The sequence below is a fragment of the Streptomyces sp. NBC_01012 genome, from assembly GCF_045162755.1.
GTDB lineage: Bacteria > Actinomycetota > Actinomycetes > Streptomycetales > Streptomycetaceae > Streptomyces.
The window spans coordinates 4,290,856-4,307,383 of sequence record NZ_CP108688.1; the positions used below are offsets into that span (position 1 = coordinate 4,290,856).

General features: G+C 70.5%; 17 protein-coding genes. 7 read left to right on the forward strand and 10 right to left on the reverse strand.

The window, feature by feature from the left end; genetic code table 11:
* Window positions 1-40: 40 nt before the first annotated feature.
* The 3 genes from OG623_RS19400 to OG623_RS19410 form a co-directional block, all read right to left on the reverse strand.
* Window positions 41-1,237, reverse strand: coding sequence for a DUF5667 domain-containing protein (locus OG623_RS19400; RefSeq protein ID WP_406148005.1), 1,197 nt, complete (start codon window positions 1,235-1,237; stop codon window positions 41-43).
* Window positions 1,238-1,446: 209 nt separating this feature from the next.
* Window positions 1,447-2,223, reverse strand: a complete 777-nt coding sequence (locus tag OG623_RS19405; protein WP_406148006.1) for an ECF subfamily RNA polymerase sigma factor, BldN family — start codon at window positions 2,221-2,223, stop codon at window positions 1,447-1,449.
* Window positions 2,224-2,563: 340 nt separating this feature from the next.
* The gene (locus tag OG623_RS19410; protein ID WP_406148007.1) at window positions 2,564-3,505 is read right to left on the reverse strand and encodes an HAD family hydrolase; all 942 of its coding nucleotides are present in this window, start codon (window positions 3,503-3,505) and stop codon (window positions 2,564-2,566) included.
* Between the two features lie 146 nt (window positions 3,506-3,651).
* Here OG623_RS19410 and OG623_RS19415 point away from each other — a divergent pair, with 146 nt between their 5' ends.
* The 5 genes from OG623_RS19415 (at window position 3,652) to OG623_RS19435 (ending at window position 9,132) form a co-directional block, all read left to right on the forward strand.
* On the forward strand, window positions 3,652-3,924 hold the full coding sequence (locus OG623_RS19415) for a glutaredoxin family protein (protein ID WP_406148008.1): 273 nt from the start codon (window positions 3,652-3,654) through the stop codon (window positions 3,922-3,924).
* Window positions 3,925-4,209: 285 nt separating this feature from the next.
* The gene (locus OG623_RS19420; protein ID WP_406148009.1) at window positions 4,210-4,995 is read left to right on the forward strand and encodes a redox-sensing transcriptional repressor Rex; all 786 of its coding nucleotides are present in this window, start codon (window positions 4,210-4,212) and stop codon (window positions 4,993-4,995) included.
* Entirely contained in the window at window positions 4,992-6,485 is a 1,494-nt protein-coding gene (locus OG623_RS19425) for a glutamyl-tRNA reductase (RefSeq protein ID WP_406148010.1), read from the forward strand. Before OG623_RS19420 ends, OG623_RS19425 begins: the two co-directional genes overlap by 4 nt.
* Window positions 6,482-7,468, forward strand: a complete 987-nt coding sequence (gene hemC, locus OG623_RS19430; protein WP_406148011.1) for a hydroxymethylbilane synthase — start codon at window positions 6,482-6,484, stop codon at window positions 7,466-7,468. Before OG623_RS19425 ends, hemC begins: the two co-directional genes overlap by 4 nt.
* Complete coding sequence (locus OG623_RS19435) at window positions 7,465-9,132, forward strand: uroporphyrinogen-III synthase (RefSeq protein WP_406148013.1); 1,668 nt, start codon at window positions 7,465-7,467, stop codon at window positions 9,130-9,132. The genes hemC and OG623_RS19435 overlap by 4 nt, the downstream gene beginning before the upstream one ends.
* 88 nt (window positions 9,133-9,220) lie before the next feature.
* On the opposite strand, the gene OG623_RS19440 is transcribed toward OG623_RS19435, so the two are convergent.
* Window positions 9,221-9,958 carry a class I SAM-dependent DNA methyltransferase gene (locus OG623_RS19440; RefSeq protein WP_406148014.1) on the reverse strand — a complete coding sequence of 246 codons (738 nt, stop codon included), beginning with the start codon at window positions 9,956-9,958 and terminating at the stop codon, window positions 9,221-9,223.
* Between the two features lie 143 nt (window positions 9,959-10,101).
* Between OG623_RS19440 and hemB the strand changes: the two genes are divergently transcribed.
* On the forward strand, window positions 10,102-11,097 hold the full coding sequence (hemB, locus tag OG623_RS19445; protein ID WP_406148015.1) for a porphobilinogen synthase: 996 nt from the start codon (window positions 10,102-10,104) through the stop codon (window positions 11,095-11,097).
* Between the two features lie 15 nt (window positions 11,098-11,112).
* Here hemB and OG623_RS19450 read toward each other — a convergent pair whose 3' ends face one another.
* The 6 genes from OG623_RS19450 to OG623_RS19475 form a co-directional block, all read right to left on the reverse strand.
* Window positions 11,113-11,379, reverse strand: a complete 267-nt coding sequence (locus OG623_RS19450; RefSeq protein WP_406151916.1) for a DUF397 domain-containing protein — start codon at window positions 11,377-11,379, stop codon at window positions 11,113-11,115.
* A 66-nt stretch (window positions 11,380-11,445) separates the two neighbouring features.
* Window positions 11,446-12,105 carry a response regulator gene (locus tag OG623_RS19455; protein WP_406148017.1) on the reverse strand — a complete coding sequence of 220 codons (660 nt, stop codon included), beginning with the start codon at window positions 12,103-12,105 and terminating at the stop codon, window positions 11,446-11,448.
* On the reverse strand, window positions 12,102-13,256 hold the full coding sequence (locus OG623_RS19460) for a sensor histidine kinase (protein WP_406148018.1): 1,155 nt from the start codon (window positions 13,254-13,256) through the stop codon (window positions 12,102-12,104). The genes OG623_RS19455 and OG623_RS19460 overlap by 4 nt, the downstream gene beginning before the upstream one ends.
* Window positions 13,253-14,086: a CPBP family intramembrane glutamic endopeptidase gene (locus tag OG623_RS19465; RefSeq protein ID WP_406148019.1), complete on the reverse strand. Its 834-nt coding sequence runs from the start codon at window positions 14,084-14,086 to the stop codon at window positions 13,253-13,255. Before OG623_RS19465 ends, OG623_RS19460 begins: the two co-directional genes overlap by 4 nt.
* Before the next feature lie 130 nt (window positions 14,087-14,216).
* On the reverse strand, window positions 14,217-14,624 hold the full coding sequence (locus OG623_RS19470; protein WP_406148020.1) for an SRPBCC family protein: 408 nt from the start codon (window positions 14,622-14,624) through the stop codon (window positions 14,217-14,219).
* 41 nt (window positions 14,625-14,665) lie between these two features.
* The gene (locus OG623_RS19475; protein WP_362895702.1) at window positions 14,666-15,016 is read right to left on the reverse strand and encodes a hypothetical protein; all 351 of its coding nucleotides are present in this window, start codon (window positions 15,014-15,016) and stop codon (window positions 14,666-14,668) included.
* A 228-nt stretch (window positions 15,017-15,244) separates the two neighbouring features.
* Between OG623_RS19475 and OG623_RS19480 the strand changes: the two genes are divergently transcribed.
* Window positions 15,245-16,525, forward strand: coding sequence for a lipase (locus OG623_RS19480; RefSeq protein ID WP_406148021.1), 1,281 nt, complete (start codon window positions 15,245-15,247; stop codon window positions 16,523-16,525).
* Window positions 16,526-16,528 lie beyond the last annotated feature (3 nt).

Genomic DNA, 16,528 nt, shown 5'->3' on the forward strand with positions numbered 1-16,528 from the left:
GTCCGGTCCGGACGGCCCCCTTCCTCGTGCGGTGGTCCCCCTACCGCTCCACGTCCTCGCCGTCGATGCCGAGTCCGGGCAGCAGGCCCGGGAGCAGCGGCGGCAGGGTGACGTCGGGTGCGGGGGAAGAGCCGGATGAGCTGCCCGGGGACGACGGGGTGGTGCCGTCCGTGGGGAGCTTGTCCAGCAGGCCGTCCGTGCCGCCGCCGATGAGGCCGTCGGCGGGGCCGTCGGAGCCGGAGGGCTTCGGCGTGGTGCTGTTGCCCGAAGCGCTGTCGTCCGGCGCTGCGGAGGAGGACGGAGCCTTGTGCTCCGGGGCCGCGGATGCGCCGTCCTCCTGGGTGGGTCCTGAGGGCCGTGCGTCCCCTTCGGAACCCGGGGTGCGGGGCAGCAGGGACTTCAGCGGCGCGACTTCCTGGTCCATGGCCTCGAAGACGGAGCTGACCTCGTCGCGGACGTCCGTCAGCTGGACGGGCAGTCGGCTGCTGAGGCTGCTCCAGCTGTCCCGGTGCGAGCGGGAGAAGGAGTCCAGGGCCTGGATGGAGCCGATGGCGCCGTCGTGCTCGTAGGCGGTGTGGAGCAGGCGGTGGCCCTCGGTGGCGTCGTGCGTCATGCCGTCAAGGGCGCGTCTGATCTCACCGATCGATTCGTGGTCCATCTCGCCCGAGCGGCCGCGCTCCATGAGCCGGCGGGCTTCGCTCAGACGGGTCGAGGCCTGGTCGAGATAGACCTTGCCCCGGTCGGCGTCGCCGCTGGCCATGCCGCGGCTGATGTCCTCCATGCCGCGCTTGAGCGGGTAGAGGGAATCACCGGGCAGGGCGTCGGAACTGGCAGCGGCCACTCCGCCGAACGCTCCCGCGGCCACACCGACCGTGAGCCCGCCCGCGGTGAGGCCTTTCGCCCAGCGGGAGCGGGGGCGCAGCCTCCGGATCGGGGACGCCCGGTGGGCTCCCTTGCTCCGTTGTTCGGGCACGGTAGGGCCCGTGGACGCACCGCCTTCGGCGAACATGGTCTCCATGGCTGCGACGAGCTGAGCCCGCTGCACCACTTTGACCTCGGGATCGAATTCCGGCTCCGGTAGCTCACCGAGGCCGTTCGCCAGGGCCAACAGCGTTCCGTGGTCGGCCGGTTGGGCCGGGTCCTCGGGCTGTACGGCCGCCGCACCCTGGGGGGACTGATCCTCCAGGGCCTGGGCGAAGGCGTTCGCCCGCCGGTGTGCCGAAACGTTTGCGATCACTGGCGGCACCTCCTCTCGTCATGACGGTCGACTCCCCTGAGGGTCCGGAAGGTTGCCCACCGGAGACGTTTCCACACGATCGAGCGAGTGGAAACGGTCAGGCGTGGCGACAGGGGGCCTGCATCCGGCACAACGAGTGGCGCGGCAGTTGGGTTACGGACTGAGGATGATCCGATCGGTGTGTCACGGACACGTCACGGATGGTGACCTCAGCGGGCGTCGTCCGGCAGAAGTCGCGCGAGTGTTCGCACGGCTCGGTACTGCAAGGTTTTGATCGCGCCCTCGTTCTTTCCCATGACCCGGGCGGTCTCGGCGACCGAGAGACCTTGCAGGAATCTCAGGGTCACGCACTCCTGCTGCTGTGGGTTCAGCCGGCGTACGGCTTGCAGCAGTGCGGCGTTGGAGAGGGATTCCAGGACGGAGTCCTCCGGGCTCCGCGCGACCTCGTTGGCGTCGAGCATCTCGCCGGTGGTCACTTCCAGTCGGAAACGGCTGGATTTGAAGTGGTCGGCGACCAGGTTCCGAGCGATCGTGACCAGCCAGGCGCCGAAGTCGCGGCCCTGCCAGGTGAAGGTGGAGATGCGGCGGAGTGCGCGCAGGAACGTCTCGCTCGTGAGGTCCTCCGCTGTCGCCTTGCCTCCCACGCGGTAGTAGATGTACCGGTACACGGTGTCGCTGTACTGGTCGTACAGGCGGCCGAAGGCATCGGCCTCACCGGCCTGCGCGCGCTCGACGAGATCCATCATGCGCGCGCTGTCGCTGTCGGCCGTCGGCCGCCTGACGGCAGGTGTGGTCGCAGCGCCGCGGTTGCTGCGTCTTCCGACGGCCGCGCTGCGTTCGGCCAGCGCGTAGCAAGGGCCGGTAGGTACAGGGGTGGCAAATTGGGGGACGGCGTACGCGGTGGGGACGAAGCCGCGCAAGTGGTCGAGGACCGTTGCGCGCAGCGTAGCCAGGCCCGAGGTGTCAACCCCGACGTGTGGGTACACGGGACTCCCAGAGGCAGAGCTTCCATCACGTGCAGTGGAAAGACCATCACGCGTGGTAGTGGGTGACGGGCTTCTTATGCGTCTGAGGAGAATAACGCTTCGTACAGGCGGTGCTACACCCAGTTGCTCAAATCACCGGTTCCGTCGCTTCCGTAACCTCTAAGTGACGGATCAAGTAGCACATCGTGACCGGTTATTGATCGAATGGCTTCGGAATCTGCCTCTGGCGGCGACGGGTTGTGGTCGCCCGCACGTAACGCGACTGGCCGGGGCGATGGGTGTATATGCCGACTGTTCCGCTCCCGATTGGGCGTACGCAGCCGGGCGTGCCGCTTTCCTGTCAGCGGCGGCGGCGGTGGAGCGCCACCGCGGCGGCCGTGCCTCCGGCCAGCGCGCCGACGCCGGCCGCGGCCGGGATGCCGACCTTGGCCGCCTTGCGGCCGGTGCGGTAGTCGCGCAGCCGCCAGTCCAGGGAGCGCGCGTGCTTGCGCAGCTTGGAGTCCGGGTTGATCGCGTACGGGTGGCCGACCAGGGACAGCATGGGGATGTCGTTGTGCGAGTCGCTGTACGCGGCGCAGCGGTCCAGGTCCAGGCCCTCGGCCGCAGCCAGCGCGCGTACCGCTTCGGCCTTCGCCGGGCCGTGCAGGGGCTCGCCGACCAGCCGGCCGGTGTAGACGCCGTCGACGGACTCGGCGACGGTGCCCAGCGCGCCGGTGAGACCCAGGCGGCGGGCGATGATCGTGGCGGTCTCCACCGGGGCGGCGGTGACCAGCCAGACCTTCTGGCCGGCGTCGAGGTGCGCCTGGGCCAGGGCGCGGGTGCCGGGCCAGATGCGGTCGGCCATGTACTCGTCGTAGATCTCCTCGCCGATGGACATCAGCTCGGAGACGCGGTGGCCCTTGACGATGGACAGGGCGCTGTCGCGGGCGTCCTGCATGTGCTCGGGGTCCTCGACCCCGGCCAGCCTGAACCAGGCCTGCTGCCAGGCGAACCGGGTGAGTTCGCGCCGCTGGAAGAACTTCCGCTTGTACAGGCCGCGGCCGAAGTGGAAGAGCGCGGCGCCCTGCATCACGGTGTTGTCCAGGTCGAAGAAGGCCGCGGCCCTGGTGTCCCCGGCCACCGGGAACGCGGGCTCCCCGGCTTCCTCGGGGGCGGCCGCCGACTCCTCGGCCTCCTCCGGAAGCGCGGACTTCCGCGCGGCCTCGGCTGCGGCCTCGCCTGCGAGCACGCTGCGTGCCGTGGCGGGGCGCCTGCGGGGGGTGAGCCATCCAAGAGCGGCCATGTCGTGAGCATAGCCATTCTGTTCGGCTGTTCCCGAACCGGCGGGATGCGGTGGTGTGAACTCTCCGGAACCGGGGCGTTAAACGGGTGATTTCGCGCACGTGCTGAACCCGTGCCCGTCCTCCGGGGAGGGGCAGAATGGAAGGTATGAGTGCTCTGCTGCGTCGTACGAAGAAGCCCGCGGACCGGGTCGTGACCCTTGTGGGAAAGCCCGGGTGCCATCTCTGTGACGACGCCCGACTCGTGGTGAGCGCGGTGTGCGAGGAGACCGGTGCGTCCTGGGTGGAGAAGGACATCACGCGGGACGAGGCGCTGTACAAGGAGTACTGGGAGCAGATCCCGGTGGTCCTGATCGATGAGGAACAGCACACCTTCTGGCGGGTGGACCCGGCGCGGCTGCGCACGGCGCTGCGTACGTGAGGGGGCTTCCCCGGCGAAACCCGGTTAACATCATGGGCGTTTTGAGTGGTCTCGGGGGCGTGGACATGAGGAGTGTGTACCGTCTTGCCCCCTTCGGACCTGCGGCGGGCCGATGGCGTCCCGGGTTCCGGGAACACGCAGGGAATATGCGTGACCCCGGTCACTTTGACCAGACAAAACGGACACTATCTTTGTGCACGCGTTCACAAAGACATAGCCTGCTGTCGACGGGGCGGTCATAGGACATACGGCCGCCTGCAGCCCCGCTCATCCCGCAGGAGCACCGTGGCAACTGGCCGAACTCACCGACCGGCGACCCGTAGCCGAGGAATTCCCGAGGCCACCGTCGCCAGGCTTCCCCTGTATCTCCGCGCACTGACGGCGCTCTCCGAGCGCTCGGTTCCCACGGTTTCGTCCGAGGAGCTCGCCGCGGCGGCGGGGGTCAATTCCGCCAAGCTGCGCAAGGACTTCAGCTACCTGGGCTCCTACGGGACGCGCGGAGTCGGGTACGACGTCGAGTATCTCGTCTACCAGATCTCCCGTGAACTCGGCCTCACCCAGGACTGGCCCGTCGCGATCGTCGGCATCGGTAATCTCGGCGCCGCCCTCGCCAACTACGGCGGGTTCGCCTCCCGCGGCTTCCGGGTCGCCGCGCTGATCGACGCCGACCCCGCCATGGCGGGTACGCCCGTGGCCGGGATCGCCGTCCAGCACACCGACGACCTGGACCGGATCATCAGCGAGAACGGTGTGTCCATCGGTGTCATCACGACCCCGCCCGGTGCGGCCCAGCAGGTCTGCGACCGGCTCGTCGCCGCGGGCGTGACCTCCATCCTGAACTTCGCGCCGACGGTGCTCTCCGTGCCCGACGGCGTCGACGTGCGCAAGGTCGATCTCTCGATCGAGCTGCAGATCCTCGCCTTCCACGAGCAGCGCAAGGCCGGCGAGGAGGCCGCTGCCGACGGCAGGCCCGTCGATGACGCCGACGAGGACGAGGCGCCGCCGATGCGCGCCAACCCCGCCGGCCGGAAGGGACCTGACGGGGACATGCCCGCGGTGATGCCCGCATGAGTCTCCTGGTCGTAGGTCTGAGCCACCGCAGCGCCCCCGTCTCCGTGCTGGAGCGGGCGTCGCTGGCTGCCGAGGCCCGGACGAAGCTGCTTCAGGACACCCTCGCCGCGGAGCCCGCGACCGAGGCCGCCGTCCTGGCCACCTGCAACCGCATCGAGCTGTACGCGGACGTCGACAAGTTCCACGCGGGTGTCGCCGAGCTGTCGACCCTCCTCGCGCAGCACAGCGGGGTCGGCCTGGACGAGCTCACTCCTTATCTTTATGTGCACTACGAGGACCGTGCCGTCCACCACCTCTTCTCGGTGGCGTGCGGGCTGGACTCGATGGTCGTCGGCGAGGGCCAGATCCTCGGCCAGATCAAGGACGGGCTGGCGCTGGGGCAGGAGCTCCACACCGCGGGTCGTCTGCTGAACGACCTCTTCCAGCAGGCACTGCGGGTCGGCAAGCGCGCCCACAGCGAGACCGGGATCGACCGGGCCGGGCAGTCGCTCGTCACCTTCGGTCTGGAACAGCTCGCGGGCGGCGCCGAGGTCACCGGATGGGCGGCAGGCAAGAGCGCCCTGGTGATCGGCGCGGGCTCGATGTCCTCGCTCGCCGCGGCCACCCTGGCCAGGGCCGGCGTCGACCGGATCGTCATCGCCAACCGGACCAGGGCACGTGCCGACCGGCTCGTCGAGATCCTCGGCCAGGCCGGTGTGAGCGAGGCGCGCGCCGTGGAGATGGGCGGCGTCGCGGACGAACTGACACGTGCCGACGTCGTTGTCTCCTGTACGGGCGCGACCGGGCTCGTCCTCACGGCGGAGGCCGTCGCCGACGCGCTCGGCGTCGACTTCGACGCCGCCGCGCGCGTGACCGAGGCCCCGGCCGCGGCCACGCCCGGCGCGCTCGACCAGCACGCCGCGTGGGTGGAGAACGGTTCCGCCACCGCCGCGGCGCAGGACCGGGCCGTGCGCCGGGTGCCCGTGCGGCCGGCCGTCACCGGACCCGCCAGGCTCCATCTGCTCGACCTCGCGATGCCGCGTGACATCGACGGAGCGGCCCACCGCGTCGCCGGTGTGCGCCTCGTCGACATCGAGTCGCTCGCCGAGGCGTCCGCGGACGCCCCGATGGCCGCCGATGTGGACCAGGTGCGCACCATCGTCGCCGATGAGGTCGCCGCCTTCGGAGCCGCCCAGCGCGCCGCCCACATCACCCCGACCGTCGTCGCCCTGCGCACCATGGCCGCCGATGTGGTGGCCGGCGAGATCGCGCGGCTCGACGGACGCCTTCCCGACCTGGACGAGAAGCAGCGCGCCGAGATCACACAGACCGTGCGCCGCGTCGTCGACAAACTCCTGCACGCGCCCACCGTGCGGGTCAAGCAGCTCGCCAGTGAGCCCGGCGGCGCCGGGTACGCCGATGCGCTGCGTGAACTCTTCGACCTCGACCCGCAGACGGTGGCCGCCGTCTCCCGGGCAGACCTGAACGACCCGAATAGAGGGCGGTCATGACCGACAACTCACCCCTGGGTGGGGAGACCACCACACCGCTCCGGCTGGGCACCCGGCGGAGCAAGCTCGCCATGGCACAGTCCGGCATGGTCGCTGATGCCGTCCGCGAGGTGACCGGGCGCGCCGTCGAGCTCGTCGAGATCACCACGTACGGGGACGTCTCCCGGGAGCACCTGGCGCAGATCGGCGGGACGGGCGTGTTCGTCGCCGCCCTGCGCGAGGCGCTGCTGAGCGGCGAGGTGGACTTCGCCGTCCACTCGCTCAAGGACCTGCCGACCACACAGCCCGACGGGCTCGTCCTGGCCGCGGTGCCGCAGCGCGAGGACTCGCGCGACGCACTGGTGGCGCGGGACGGACTGACCTTCGACCAGCTGCCGCCCGGTGCCCGCATCGGCACAGGATCGCCGCGCCGCATGGCGCAGCTCAACGCGTACGCCCGCTCGCACGGCCTTGAGATAGAGACCGTCGCGATCCGTGGCAACGTCGATACGCGTATCGGATTCGTACGAAGCGGGGAGCTGGACGCGGTGGTACTCGCCGCCGCCGGGCTCAGCCGCCTCGGACGCACGGACGAGGTCACCGGCTTCCTGCCGGCCGATGTCGTCCTGCCCGCTCCCGGCCAGGGAGCACTGGCGGTCGAATGCGCTGAAAGCAGCGCGGACCTCGCCGCAGCACTCGCCGAGCTCGACGACCCGTACACCCGGATCGCCGTGACCGCCGAGCGCGCCCTGCTCAACGCCCTGGAAGCCGGCTGTTCCGCACCTGTGGGTGCGCTGGCCGACCTCATGGCGGACGGGCAGGTTGTCAACGAACTGCGCCTGCGCGGTGTCGTCGGTTCAACCGACGGTACTTCCCTGGTGCAGCTGTCCATCACCGGTCCCGTCCCCACGTCGCACGACGACGCGGCGGCCCTCGGTCGCGAGCTCGCGGCCGAGATGCTTGCCAAGGGTGCGGCCGGTCTTATGGGGGAGCGAGCACTTTGAGCCCCACCGGCCCTGTCGTATCCGACTTCCCTGTCACGTCCTCAGGGCATGTCACCTTCCTGGGCGCCGGTCCCGGCGACCCGGGACTGCTGACCCTGCGCGCTGTCGAGGCGCTGGCGAGCGCGGACGTCCTTGTCGCCGAACCGGACGTTCTCGACGTCGTCCGCTGCCATGCGCGGACAGGGGTAAGCACACCTGAGGTGACGGTTGTTGACAAGACGTCAACAGCCGCCGGAGTCCCCGTCCTCAGGGATGCCGCCAATCTTGTCATGGAGGCAGCGAAGGGCGGGAGGCGGGTGGTCCGCGCTGTTACGGGCGACCCGGGCCTGGACGGCAACACGGGCGCCGAGATGCTCGCCTGTGCTGCCGCGGGTGTGCCCTTCGAGGTCGTGCCCGGCATCGCGAACGTGGTCGGTGTGCCCGCGTACGCCGGTGTACCGCTGCGTGATGCGCAGGGCGCCGATGTGCGGTTCGTCGACGCGCGTACCGCATCGGACCGCTGCTGGTCCGAGGTCGGTGCGAGCGACGCGACGGCCGTCGTCTCCGCCTCGCTCGACTCGGTGGCGGCGGCCGCCGGTGAGCTGGTCTCGGCCGGGCGTAAGCCCGACACCCCGCTCACGGTCACGATCGCCGGCACGACTACGCGCCAGCGCACCTGGACGGCGACCCTCGGGACGATCGCCCAGGTCCTGAAGCAGGCCAAGGTGCTCCCGTCGCCCGACGGGCATCTGCCCGTCATAGCCGTGGTCGGGGAACGCAGCTCCGCCGCCCAGCGCGACCAGCTCGCGTGGTTCGAGTCCAAGCCGCTGTTCGGCTGGAAGGTGCTCGTCCCGCGGACGAAGGAGCAGGCGGCGTCGCTCTCCGACCAACTGCGTTCGTACGGCGCCGTTCCGCACGAGGTGCCGACGATCGCCGTCGAGCCGCCGCGCACGCCCCAGCAGATGGAGCGCGCGGTCAAGGGCCTGGTCACGGGTCGCTACGAGTGGATCGCCTTCACCTCGGTCAACGCGGTGAAGGCCGTGCGCGAGAAGTTCGAGGAGTACGGGCTCGACGCCCGCGCCTTCGCCGGGATCAAGGTGGCGGCCGTCGGCGAGCAGACGGGCGCCGCACTGGTGGACTTCGGGGTGAAGCCGGATCTGATGCCGTCCGGCGAGCAGTCGGCAGCGGGGCTGCTGGACGACTGGCCGCCGTACGACCCGGTCTTCGACCCGATCGACCGGGTGTTCCTGCCGCGTGCCGACATCGCCACCGAGACCCTGGTGGCCGGGCTGATCGAGCTGGGCTGGGAGGTCGACGACGTCACCGCGTACCGCACGGTCCGCGCCTCGCCGCCGCCGGCCGAGACCCGGGAGGCGATCAAGGGCGGCGGTTTCGACGCGGTGCTCTTCACCTCGTCGTCGACCGTCCGCAACCTGGTCGGGATCGCGGGCAAGCCGCACAACGTGACGGTGATCGCGTGCATCGGTCCTGCCACGGCGAAGACGGCCGAGGAGCACGGTCTGCGGGTCGACGTCCTGTCCCCCGAACCGTCGGTCCACAAGCTGGCCCAGGCGCTGGCGGACTTCGGCGCGCAGCGCCGGGACGCGGCCAAGGAGGCCGGCGACCCGGTGACCCGGCCGAGCGAGCGGCGCCCGGGTGCGCGACGGCGCAGGTCCACGACCTGACCGGTTCCGGTGTGCGTGTGTGCGAGGGCCGGCCGTCTCCTGAGGGAGGCAGCCGGCCCTCGCATGTGCCCGTGGGCTCTCCCGGGTCTCAGCCCGGCTTGCGCCAGACGGAGATGTGCCCCGTGGAGTTCTGGGTGAACGGTGTCCCGTCCCAGTCGGCGACCCGGCGTTCCAGCCGGAGTCCGGCGATCCGCGCCATCAGGTCGAGCTCGGCCGGCCAGGCGTAGCGATGCCGGCTCGCGCCCCGGCGGTAGCGGCCGTCGTCCTCGCGGGTGAAGTGGTGCGAGACGAGGGTCTGCTCGACGAGGTCGAAGGTGTCGAAGCCGAGATGCCGCTCGGAGACGTCGAAGGGCACGGCGGCCTGCGTCGGCGGCAGGAGCCGCAACGGCGGCAGGCCGAGCTCGATGACGAACCGGCCGCCGGGCTCCAGGTGGCGCGCGGCGTTGCGGAAGCATTCGACCTGCTCGTCCTGGGTGAGCAGGTTCCCGATGGTGTTGTAGACGACGTAGACGAGGGAGAACTCACCGGGGACGGTGGTCGTGGCCATGTCCCCGATGGTCACCGGAAGCCTGTCCTCGGTGATCTTGCTCCGCAGGACGGCTGCCATGGGCTCGGAGAGTTCGATGCCGCTCACGGGTACGCCGCGTTCCCGCAGCGGAATCCCGACGCGGCCGGTACCGATGGCGAACTCCAGAGCGCGGCCGTTCCCGGCGAGGCCGGAGAGGAAGTCGAGGGTCGGTCCGAGGAACGCGGCGGTGGATCGCGGCGCCTCCTCGGTGTCGTAGCGGTCGGCGGTCGCTTGGTCCCACAGGTCGCTGCTGGTCACGGGCGAGTACTCTGCCGGGCGGTCGCTGCCCCTGTCGACGCATTTATCGCTCCCGGAGAGGCGCGCCCGGACCGCTCTTTTCCCGCATTTTTCCGGCTCGGGTGTCGGTAAACCGGTGATGTGTGCGGGTCTAGTCTCGAAGGATGACCGATTACGGAAACTTCCCCGGTTCGCGGCCCCGCCGACTGCGGACGACCCCCGTCATGCGCCGCATGGTCGCCGAGACCCGGCTCGACCCGTCGAATCTGATCCTGCCCGCGTTCGTACGCGAAGGCGTCGACGCGCCGGTCGCGATCTCGGCCATGCCGGGCGTCCAGCAGCACACCCTGGACACGCTGCGGAAGGCCGCCGTGGACGCGGTCGCCGCGGGGGTCTCGGGGATCATGCTCTTCGGTGTCCCGCTGGACGAGAAGAAGGATGCGCGGGGCACGGCGGGGACGGACCCGGAGGGCATTCTCCAGGCCGGTCTGCGGGCGGTGCGGGAAGAGGTCGGGGACGACCTCGTGATCATGTCCGACCTGTGTCTGGACGAGTACACCGACCACGGCCACTGCGGGGTCCTGACGGCGGACGGCCGCGTCGACAACGACGCGACCCTGGAGCGGTACGCGGAGATGGCCCAGGTCCAGGCGGACGCGGGCGCGCACGTGGTGGGCCCGAGCGGGATGATGGACGGTCAGGTCGGTGTGATCCGGGACGCGTTGGACCAGACGGGCCATGAGGACGTGTCGATCCTCGCGTACACCGTGAAGTACTCGTCGGCCTTCTACGGCCCGTTCCGTGAGGCGGTGGGCTCCTCGCTCAAGGGCGACCGCAAGACCTACCAGCAGGACCCGGCCAACATCCGCGAGTCTCTGCGCGAGCTGTCGCTCGACCTGGAGGAGGGCGCCGACATGGTCATGGTCAAGCCGGCCGGCCCCTACCTGGACATCCTCGCCAAGGTCGCCGACGCGGTGGACGTGCCGGTCGCGGCGTACCAGATCAGTGGCGAGTACGCGATGATCGAGGCCGCGGCGGAGAAGGGCTGGATCGACCGGGACGCGGCGATCCTGGAGAGCCTGCTGGGCATCCGGCGGGCGGGCGCGGGCATGATCCTGACGTACTGGGCGACGGAGGTCGCCCAGCGGCTCGGCCGCTGACCGAAAGGCCCCAGGTCAGTCCTGGGCGGCGAACGCGGCGAAGGCCGACCAGGCGGTGGGGGCGACGGTGAAGGTGGGGCCTTCGGGGTTCTTGGAGTCGCGGACGTGGATGGCGGCGGGGTGCGAGGCCACCTCGATGCAGGCGCCGCCCTGCTCGCTGCTGTAGCTCGACTTGCGCCAGTCGTAGGCGACTTCGAGGCACTGGCCGCCGTCGCTGCCGCTGTAACTGGACTTGAACCACGTCAATGCGGTGTTCTTACGCTGCCGTTTCCTGGGGTGCATACGGTCGAACTCCCCGCCCTCGTACGTGCTCACCTACTGCTGTCTCGTGAACGAGACGATGAGGGCTCAGGTCACCAGGCCGTGGCGGTAGGCGTAGACGACCGCCTGGACGCGGTCGCGGAGGCCGAGCTTGGTGAGGATGCGGGAGACGAACGTCTTGACGGTCTCCCGGCTGATCACGAGGGCCGCGGCGATCTCGGTGTTGGAGAGGCCGTCCGCGATGAGGCGCAGGACCTCCTGCTCGCGCGGGGTGAGCGGGATGTCCTGCGGAGCCCCGTCTGTTGGTCGGATCCGGGCGGCGTAGCGGCCCACCAGCTGACGGGTGACCTCGGGGTCGAGCAGGGCCGCGCCCGCTGCCACGGTTCGGATGCCCTGCAACAACCGGTCCGGCGGTGCGTCCTTCAGGAGGAACCCGCTGGCGCCCGCGCGCAGCGCCTCGTAGACGTACTCGTCCAGATTGAACGTCGTGACCACCAGCACCTTTACGGGCCGCTCCACCCCGGCGCCGGCCAGCAGGCGGGTCGCGGCGATGCCGTCGAGCACCGGCATGCGGATGTCCATCACCACGACGTCCGGACGCAGTTTCCCGACGAGGTCGACCGCGGTCTGTCCGTCGCCGCACTCGCCCGCGATCTCCAGATCGGGCTGCGCGTCGATGATCGTCGCAAGGCCGGTGCGGATCAGCACCTGGTCGTCGCAGATCAGGACCCGGATCGGTTCGGTCACGCATTGCTCCCGGCAGGTATACGGACCCGGACGACGAAGCCGCCGTCCGGTTGCCGGCCCGCGCTGAAGTCGCCGCCCAGGACGTCGACGCGCTCGCGGAGACCGGCAAGGCCTCGTCCGCTTCCGCCGGTGAGGGAGACCTTCGAGGTGGAGCTGTCCGTGCTCACCTCCACGGTGATCTCCCTTTCGCAATGGTGCACGCGGACCGAAGTGGCGCTGCCATGAGCGTACTTGAGGGCGTTCGTGAGGGACTCCTGCACCACCCGGTAGGCGACGAGGTCGGCGCTGCCGGTCGACTCGGCGGGCGTGCCCTCCTCCGTGAACTCGACCGGTTGCCCGGCCCGCCGTGTCTGCTCGACGAGGGTGAGGAGTCTGCCGACGGGCGGCGGTGTGGCCTCGGTGCCGTGATCGGGGTTGAGGAGGTTGAGCAGGTGCCGCAGGTCGGTGATGGCCCGGCGGCCGGTGTCCGTGACCGCGGACAGGCTCTGGTCGAGGCGCTCGGGTGCGGCGGCCAGATAGCGTGCTGCCTCCGCCTGTACGACCATCGCCGTCACATGGTGGGTCACGACGTCGTGGAGTTCACGGGCGATGCGGGTGCGTTCGGCGGTGCGGGTGTCCTCCGCGACGCGGCGGCGCCGCTCGGCCTCGGCGGCCCGGGTGGTGCGGAGCCATGCCCCGACGCCCCAGGCGAGTGCCACGGCCAGGTAGAACATCACGTACTCGCTGGTCGGCTCGCCCGGTCCGATCTCGTTGAGGGCGACGACGAACGGAATGTACGCCGCGGTGAAGGCGAGGGCGGTGGCGCGCCTGTGGTGTTCCAGCTGGGACGCCACGCTGATCAGTGCGATGGGCAACGCGGTGCCCGCGAGTGTGTGGTAGCCGCGGAGCTGGTCGAGGGCGAAGCCGACCGAGACCAGGGTGAAACAGACGACCGGCCACCGCTTGCGCCCGGCCAGCGGGAGGCACTGAAGGGCGATGGAGACGACGGCCAGGGCGTCGAAGGGTCGGTCCGGCAGGTTGCCGATCATGGTGCCGTGGTTCTGCATGGCCGGGACGAACGAACCGGTGAAGATCAGCAGTGCGAGCGGCCAGTACCAGAGTGTGGCGCCTGACCGGCGCCACAGTTCGAGGATCCGCGGGAGTCCGGTCATCGGGGAAGTGTAGTGGCGGCGGCGACCCGGTCGGCGCGGCGCATGGGGACGAGGTTGCCGCGCCGGCGGGCCAGCCACATGAATGCGGCCGTCAGCAGCAGTCCGAACACCACCGAGTACAGGCTTCCTTCAGGTCCGAAGTCGCCACCGGTGACCCACTCGGCGCCCGACGTCGTGCTGTCCAGCAGCCCCTGCGGGGTGTTGTTGCCGGAGACCTCGGTGCTGAAGATCCCGCCTGCGGCGAAGTTCCAGCCGAAGTGCAGACCGATGGGCAGCCACAGGTTGCGGGTCGCGACATAGGCGGCGGCGAGCATGCCACCGGCCTCGATCGTGATGGCGACGGCGCCCCACAGGCTGGCGTTCGGGTTGAGCAGGTGCATGGCGCCGAACAGTACGGCCGTCAGCACCATCGCGATCCAGGTGCCGGTGAACTCCTCGACGATCCGGAACAGGACGCCGCGGATCATCAGTTCCTCCGTCACGGCGGCGGCCGCCATGAAGCCGATCAGTCCTACCGCACCGCTCGGGGAACCCAGTCCGTGGACCTCGTAGTGCGCGTTGAAGAAGATGTTCGTGATGACCGCACCGAACAGTGCGAGGCCGATCAGCAGCCCCCGGGCGAGGGCGGGCACAGCACCCTCGCGGGCCACTTCGGTGGACGGGCGGTGCTCGGTCCTGCGCACCACCCATCCGTAGGCGAGCACGGCGAGTACGGAGGTCAGGAGCCCGAAGACGAGTTGCAGCCACGGATTGTCCTCCACGGCGCCGACGATCTGACCGCCGATCATCGCGATCAGTACGACGGTCAACAGTTGCCAGACGATCCTCATGAGCACTCCTTCGCCGGTCCCGCGACCAGGGTGCCGCGGCGCCTCGAACGCTACGGACCGGGCGTTCACGAAGCGTCACCTCACGGTGGACACCTGCGCGTAGCTCACGCGGGGGACAGCCCCGGTCAGGTCAGGCGCGTTCTGTGAGGCGCTTGAGCGTCGCGAGGTCGGCCGCCACCGCGTCCGCGTCGCGCCGGAACGCTTCGGCGCTCATGTCGGGCCTGCGGCGCAGGGTGAACACGACCTCGCAGCCGTCGCCGTCGGCGATCACCCGCACCGGGTTGTAGACGCTCTCGCCCGTCGGCAGTGTCACGTGGTGGTCGAGCACGCCGAATTCGTTCCCGGGCGCGAAGTCGACCACGACCTGCCCCATGGGCGAGTCGGCGACCCACCGCCCGTCCGTCTCCTCGATCGAGGCGCTCAGCCCCGCCGCCCACTCGGGCAGGTGGGACGGGTCCGACGCGTAGGCGTAGACCTCGCCGACGGGGCGGTCGATGTGGATGCTGACGTGACGGGATTCGGCACCGGAGGTAGTCATGGCCGTGAGGCTAGCGGACCGGAATCGGGACCAACAGCGTGTCAGGGCCAGTCGACGAGGGCCATGAACGCCACGAGGGAGACACCGACGACGGCGGGCGCGGCCAGGGAGAGCAGCACCCGGGTGGCGGCCTGCCGCTGACGCCAGGGCAGGGCCCAGCTCGCCACGAGGACGATCAGCGACAGGACGAGGCCCACACGGAGGAGGGCCCAGGCCGGGCTGAACGAATCGTCGAAGTGGGCGGCCCGTGCGCCGTTGCAGGAGTCGCACGCCATGGGCGACAGGCCACCGACGAGCAGGGCGAAGCCCGCTGCGGGCAGGGTGACGAGCGTGGAGATCAGAGGCCCGATCCAGGCGCGCGGAGTGCGGGGGTCGAGGAGGTCTTCCGGCATGCGTACGAGTCAACGCGGCCGGCCGCGACCGCACATGAGTGGTCGTACTCAGACCCGGCTGAGCGTCGGGGGTGGATCCCCCAGGTACATCAGGGGGTCTGCCGCAGTGCGCTGTTCCTCGCCCCCTGTGAGGGTGAACAGACAGATGTCCACACCCGCTATCCGCACGCGACCGGGAGAACCATGACCGCTTCAGCAGCAAGGTCCTCGCGCCTTTCGTCCACTTCCATGTCCCGCAGACTGAGAGCGCCGCTGGCAGCCGCCTGTTGCGCTCTCCTGCTCAGCGGGCCGGCAGCGGCGGCGGCCGTGGCCGCGCAGCCCCCTGCCCCTACGCAGGCACAGACGCAGGTCCAGCGGCAGGGGCGCGGCACGCTGGTCTCCGCCGAGAGGCTGTACACGCTCACCACTCCGGACGCCGTGGCGGCGGAGCTGGCAGCGGCCGGGTTCGCGGGGGACGCCGTCCGGCACGGCGTGGTCGCGTACCGGCTCGTCTACCGGACCGTCGACGTACACGGGCGGCCCACCACGGCGAGCGGGCTGTTCGCTCTGCCGCTCACGGGCGAGCGACGGCTGAGCGCGGTCTCCTTCGCGCACGGCACGGGCAGCCACAAGAACGACTCCCCGTCCATGCGGCGCGCAGATTTCGTGTCAGCCCCGGTCATCGCGCACGCGGCGGCGGGCGCGGCAGCGGTCGCGCCCGACTATCTGGGCATGGGCAAGGGACCCGGCCTGCACCCGTGGATGGACATCGGCTCGGAGACCACGGCTTCGCTGGACATGCTCCGCGCGGCCCGTGCCTTCGCACCGCGTACCGGCCACGCGCTGGAACGCGACGTCATGGTCACGGGCTTCTCGCAGGGTGCCTCGGCGGCGCTGGGGCTCGGCAGGGCCCTGGAGGCGGGCGAGGACCGGTGGTTCAGGCTGGGCGCGCTGGCGCCGGTCAGCGGCGCGTACGACTTCGGCGGTACGGAGCTGCCCGCGCTGTTCAGGGGCGACGTGGACGCGAAGTCGGGCGCGGTGTACGCGGCGTACACGCTGGTGGCCTTCAACCGCCTCCACCCCGTCTACGACCGCCCCGGCGAGGTCTTCGCCGAAGGCGAGGGCGAGGGCGAGGACGCCGCCGAGATCGAGGCGCTGTTCGACGGCGTGCACACGGGGGAGCAGCTGATGGCGCGCATCCCGGCGAGCGTGGACGAACTGCTGACCGACCGGGGCCGCGAGGTGCTGGGGCATCCGACGGGCGGGATGGCGGAGGCGCTGCGTACGACGGACGCCGTGTGCACCGACTGGGTGCCGAGGGCGCCGGTCCGGCTGTACATGGCGGCAGGTGACGAGCAGGCCGTCACCGCCAACACCGACCGGTGCCGGGCGGCTCTGCACCGCAACGGCGTGGACGCCCCGGTCGTCGACCTCGGCGCGGTCGACCACCAGGACTCCCGCCACCTGGGCTCCAACGTCGCGGCCACCTCGGCGATCGTGCGGTGGTTCGGGGAGCTCCGGGGGCGGTGAACG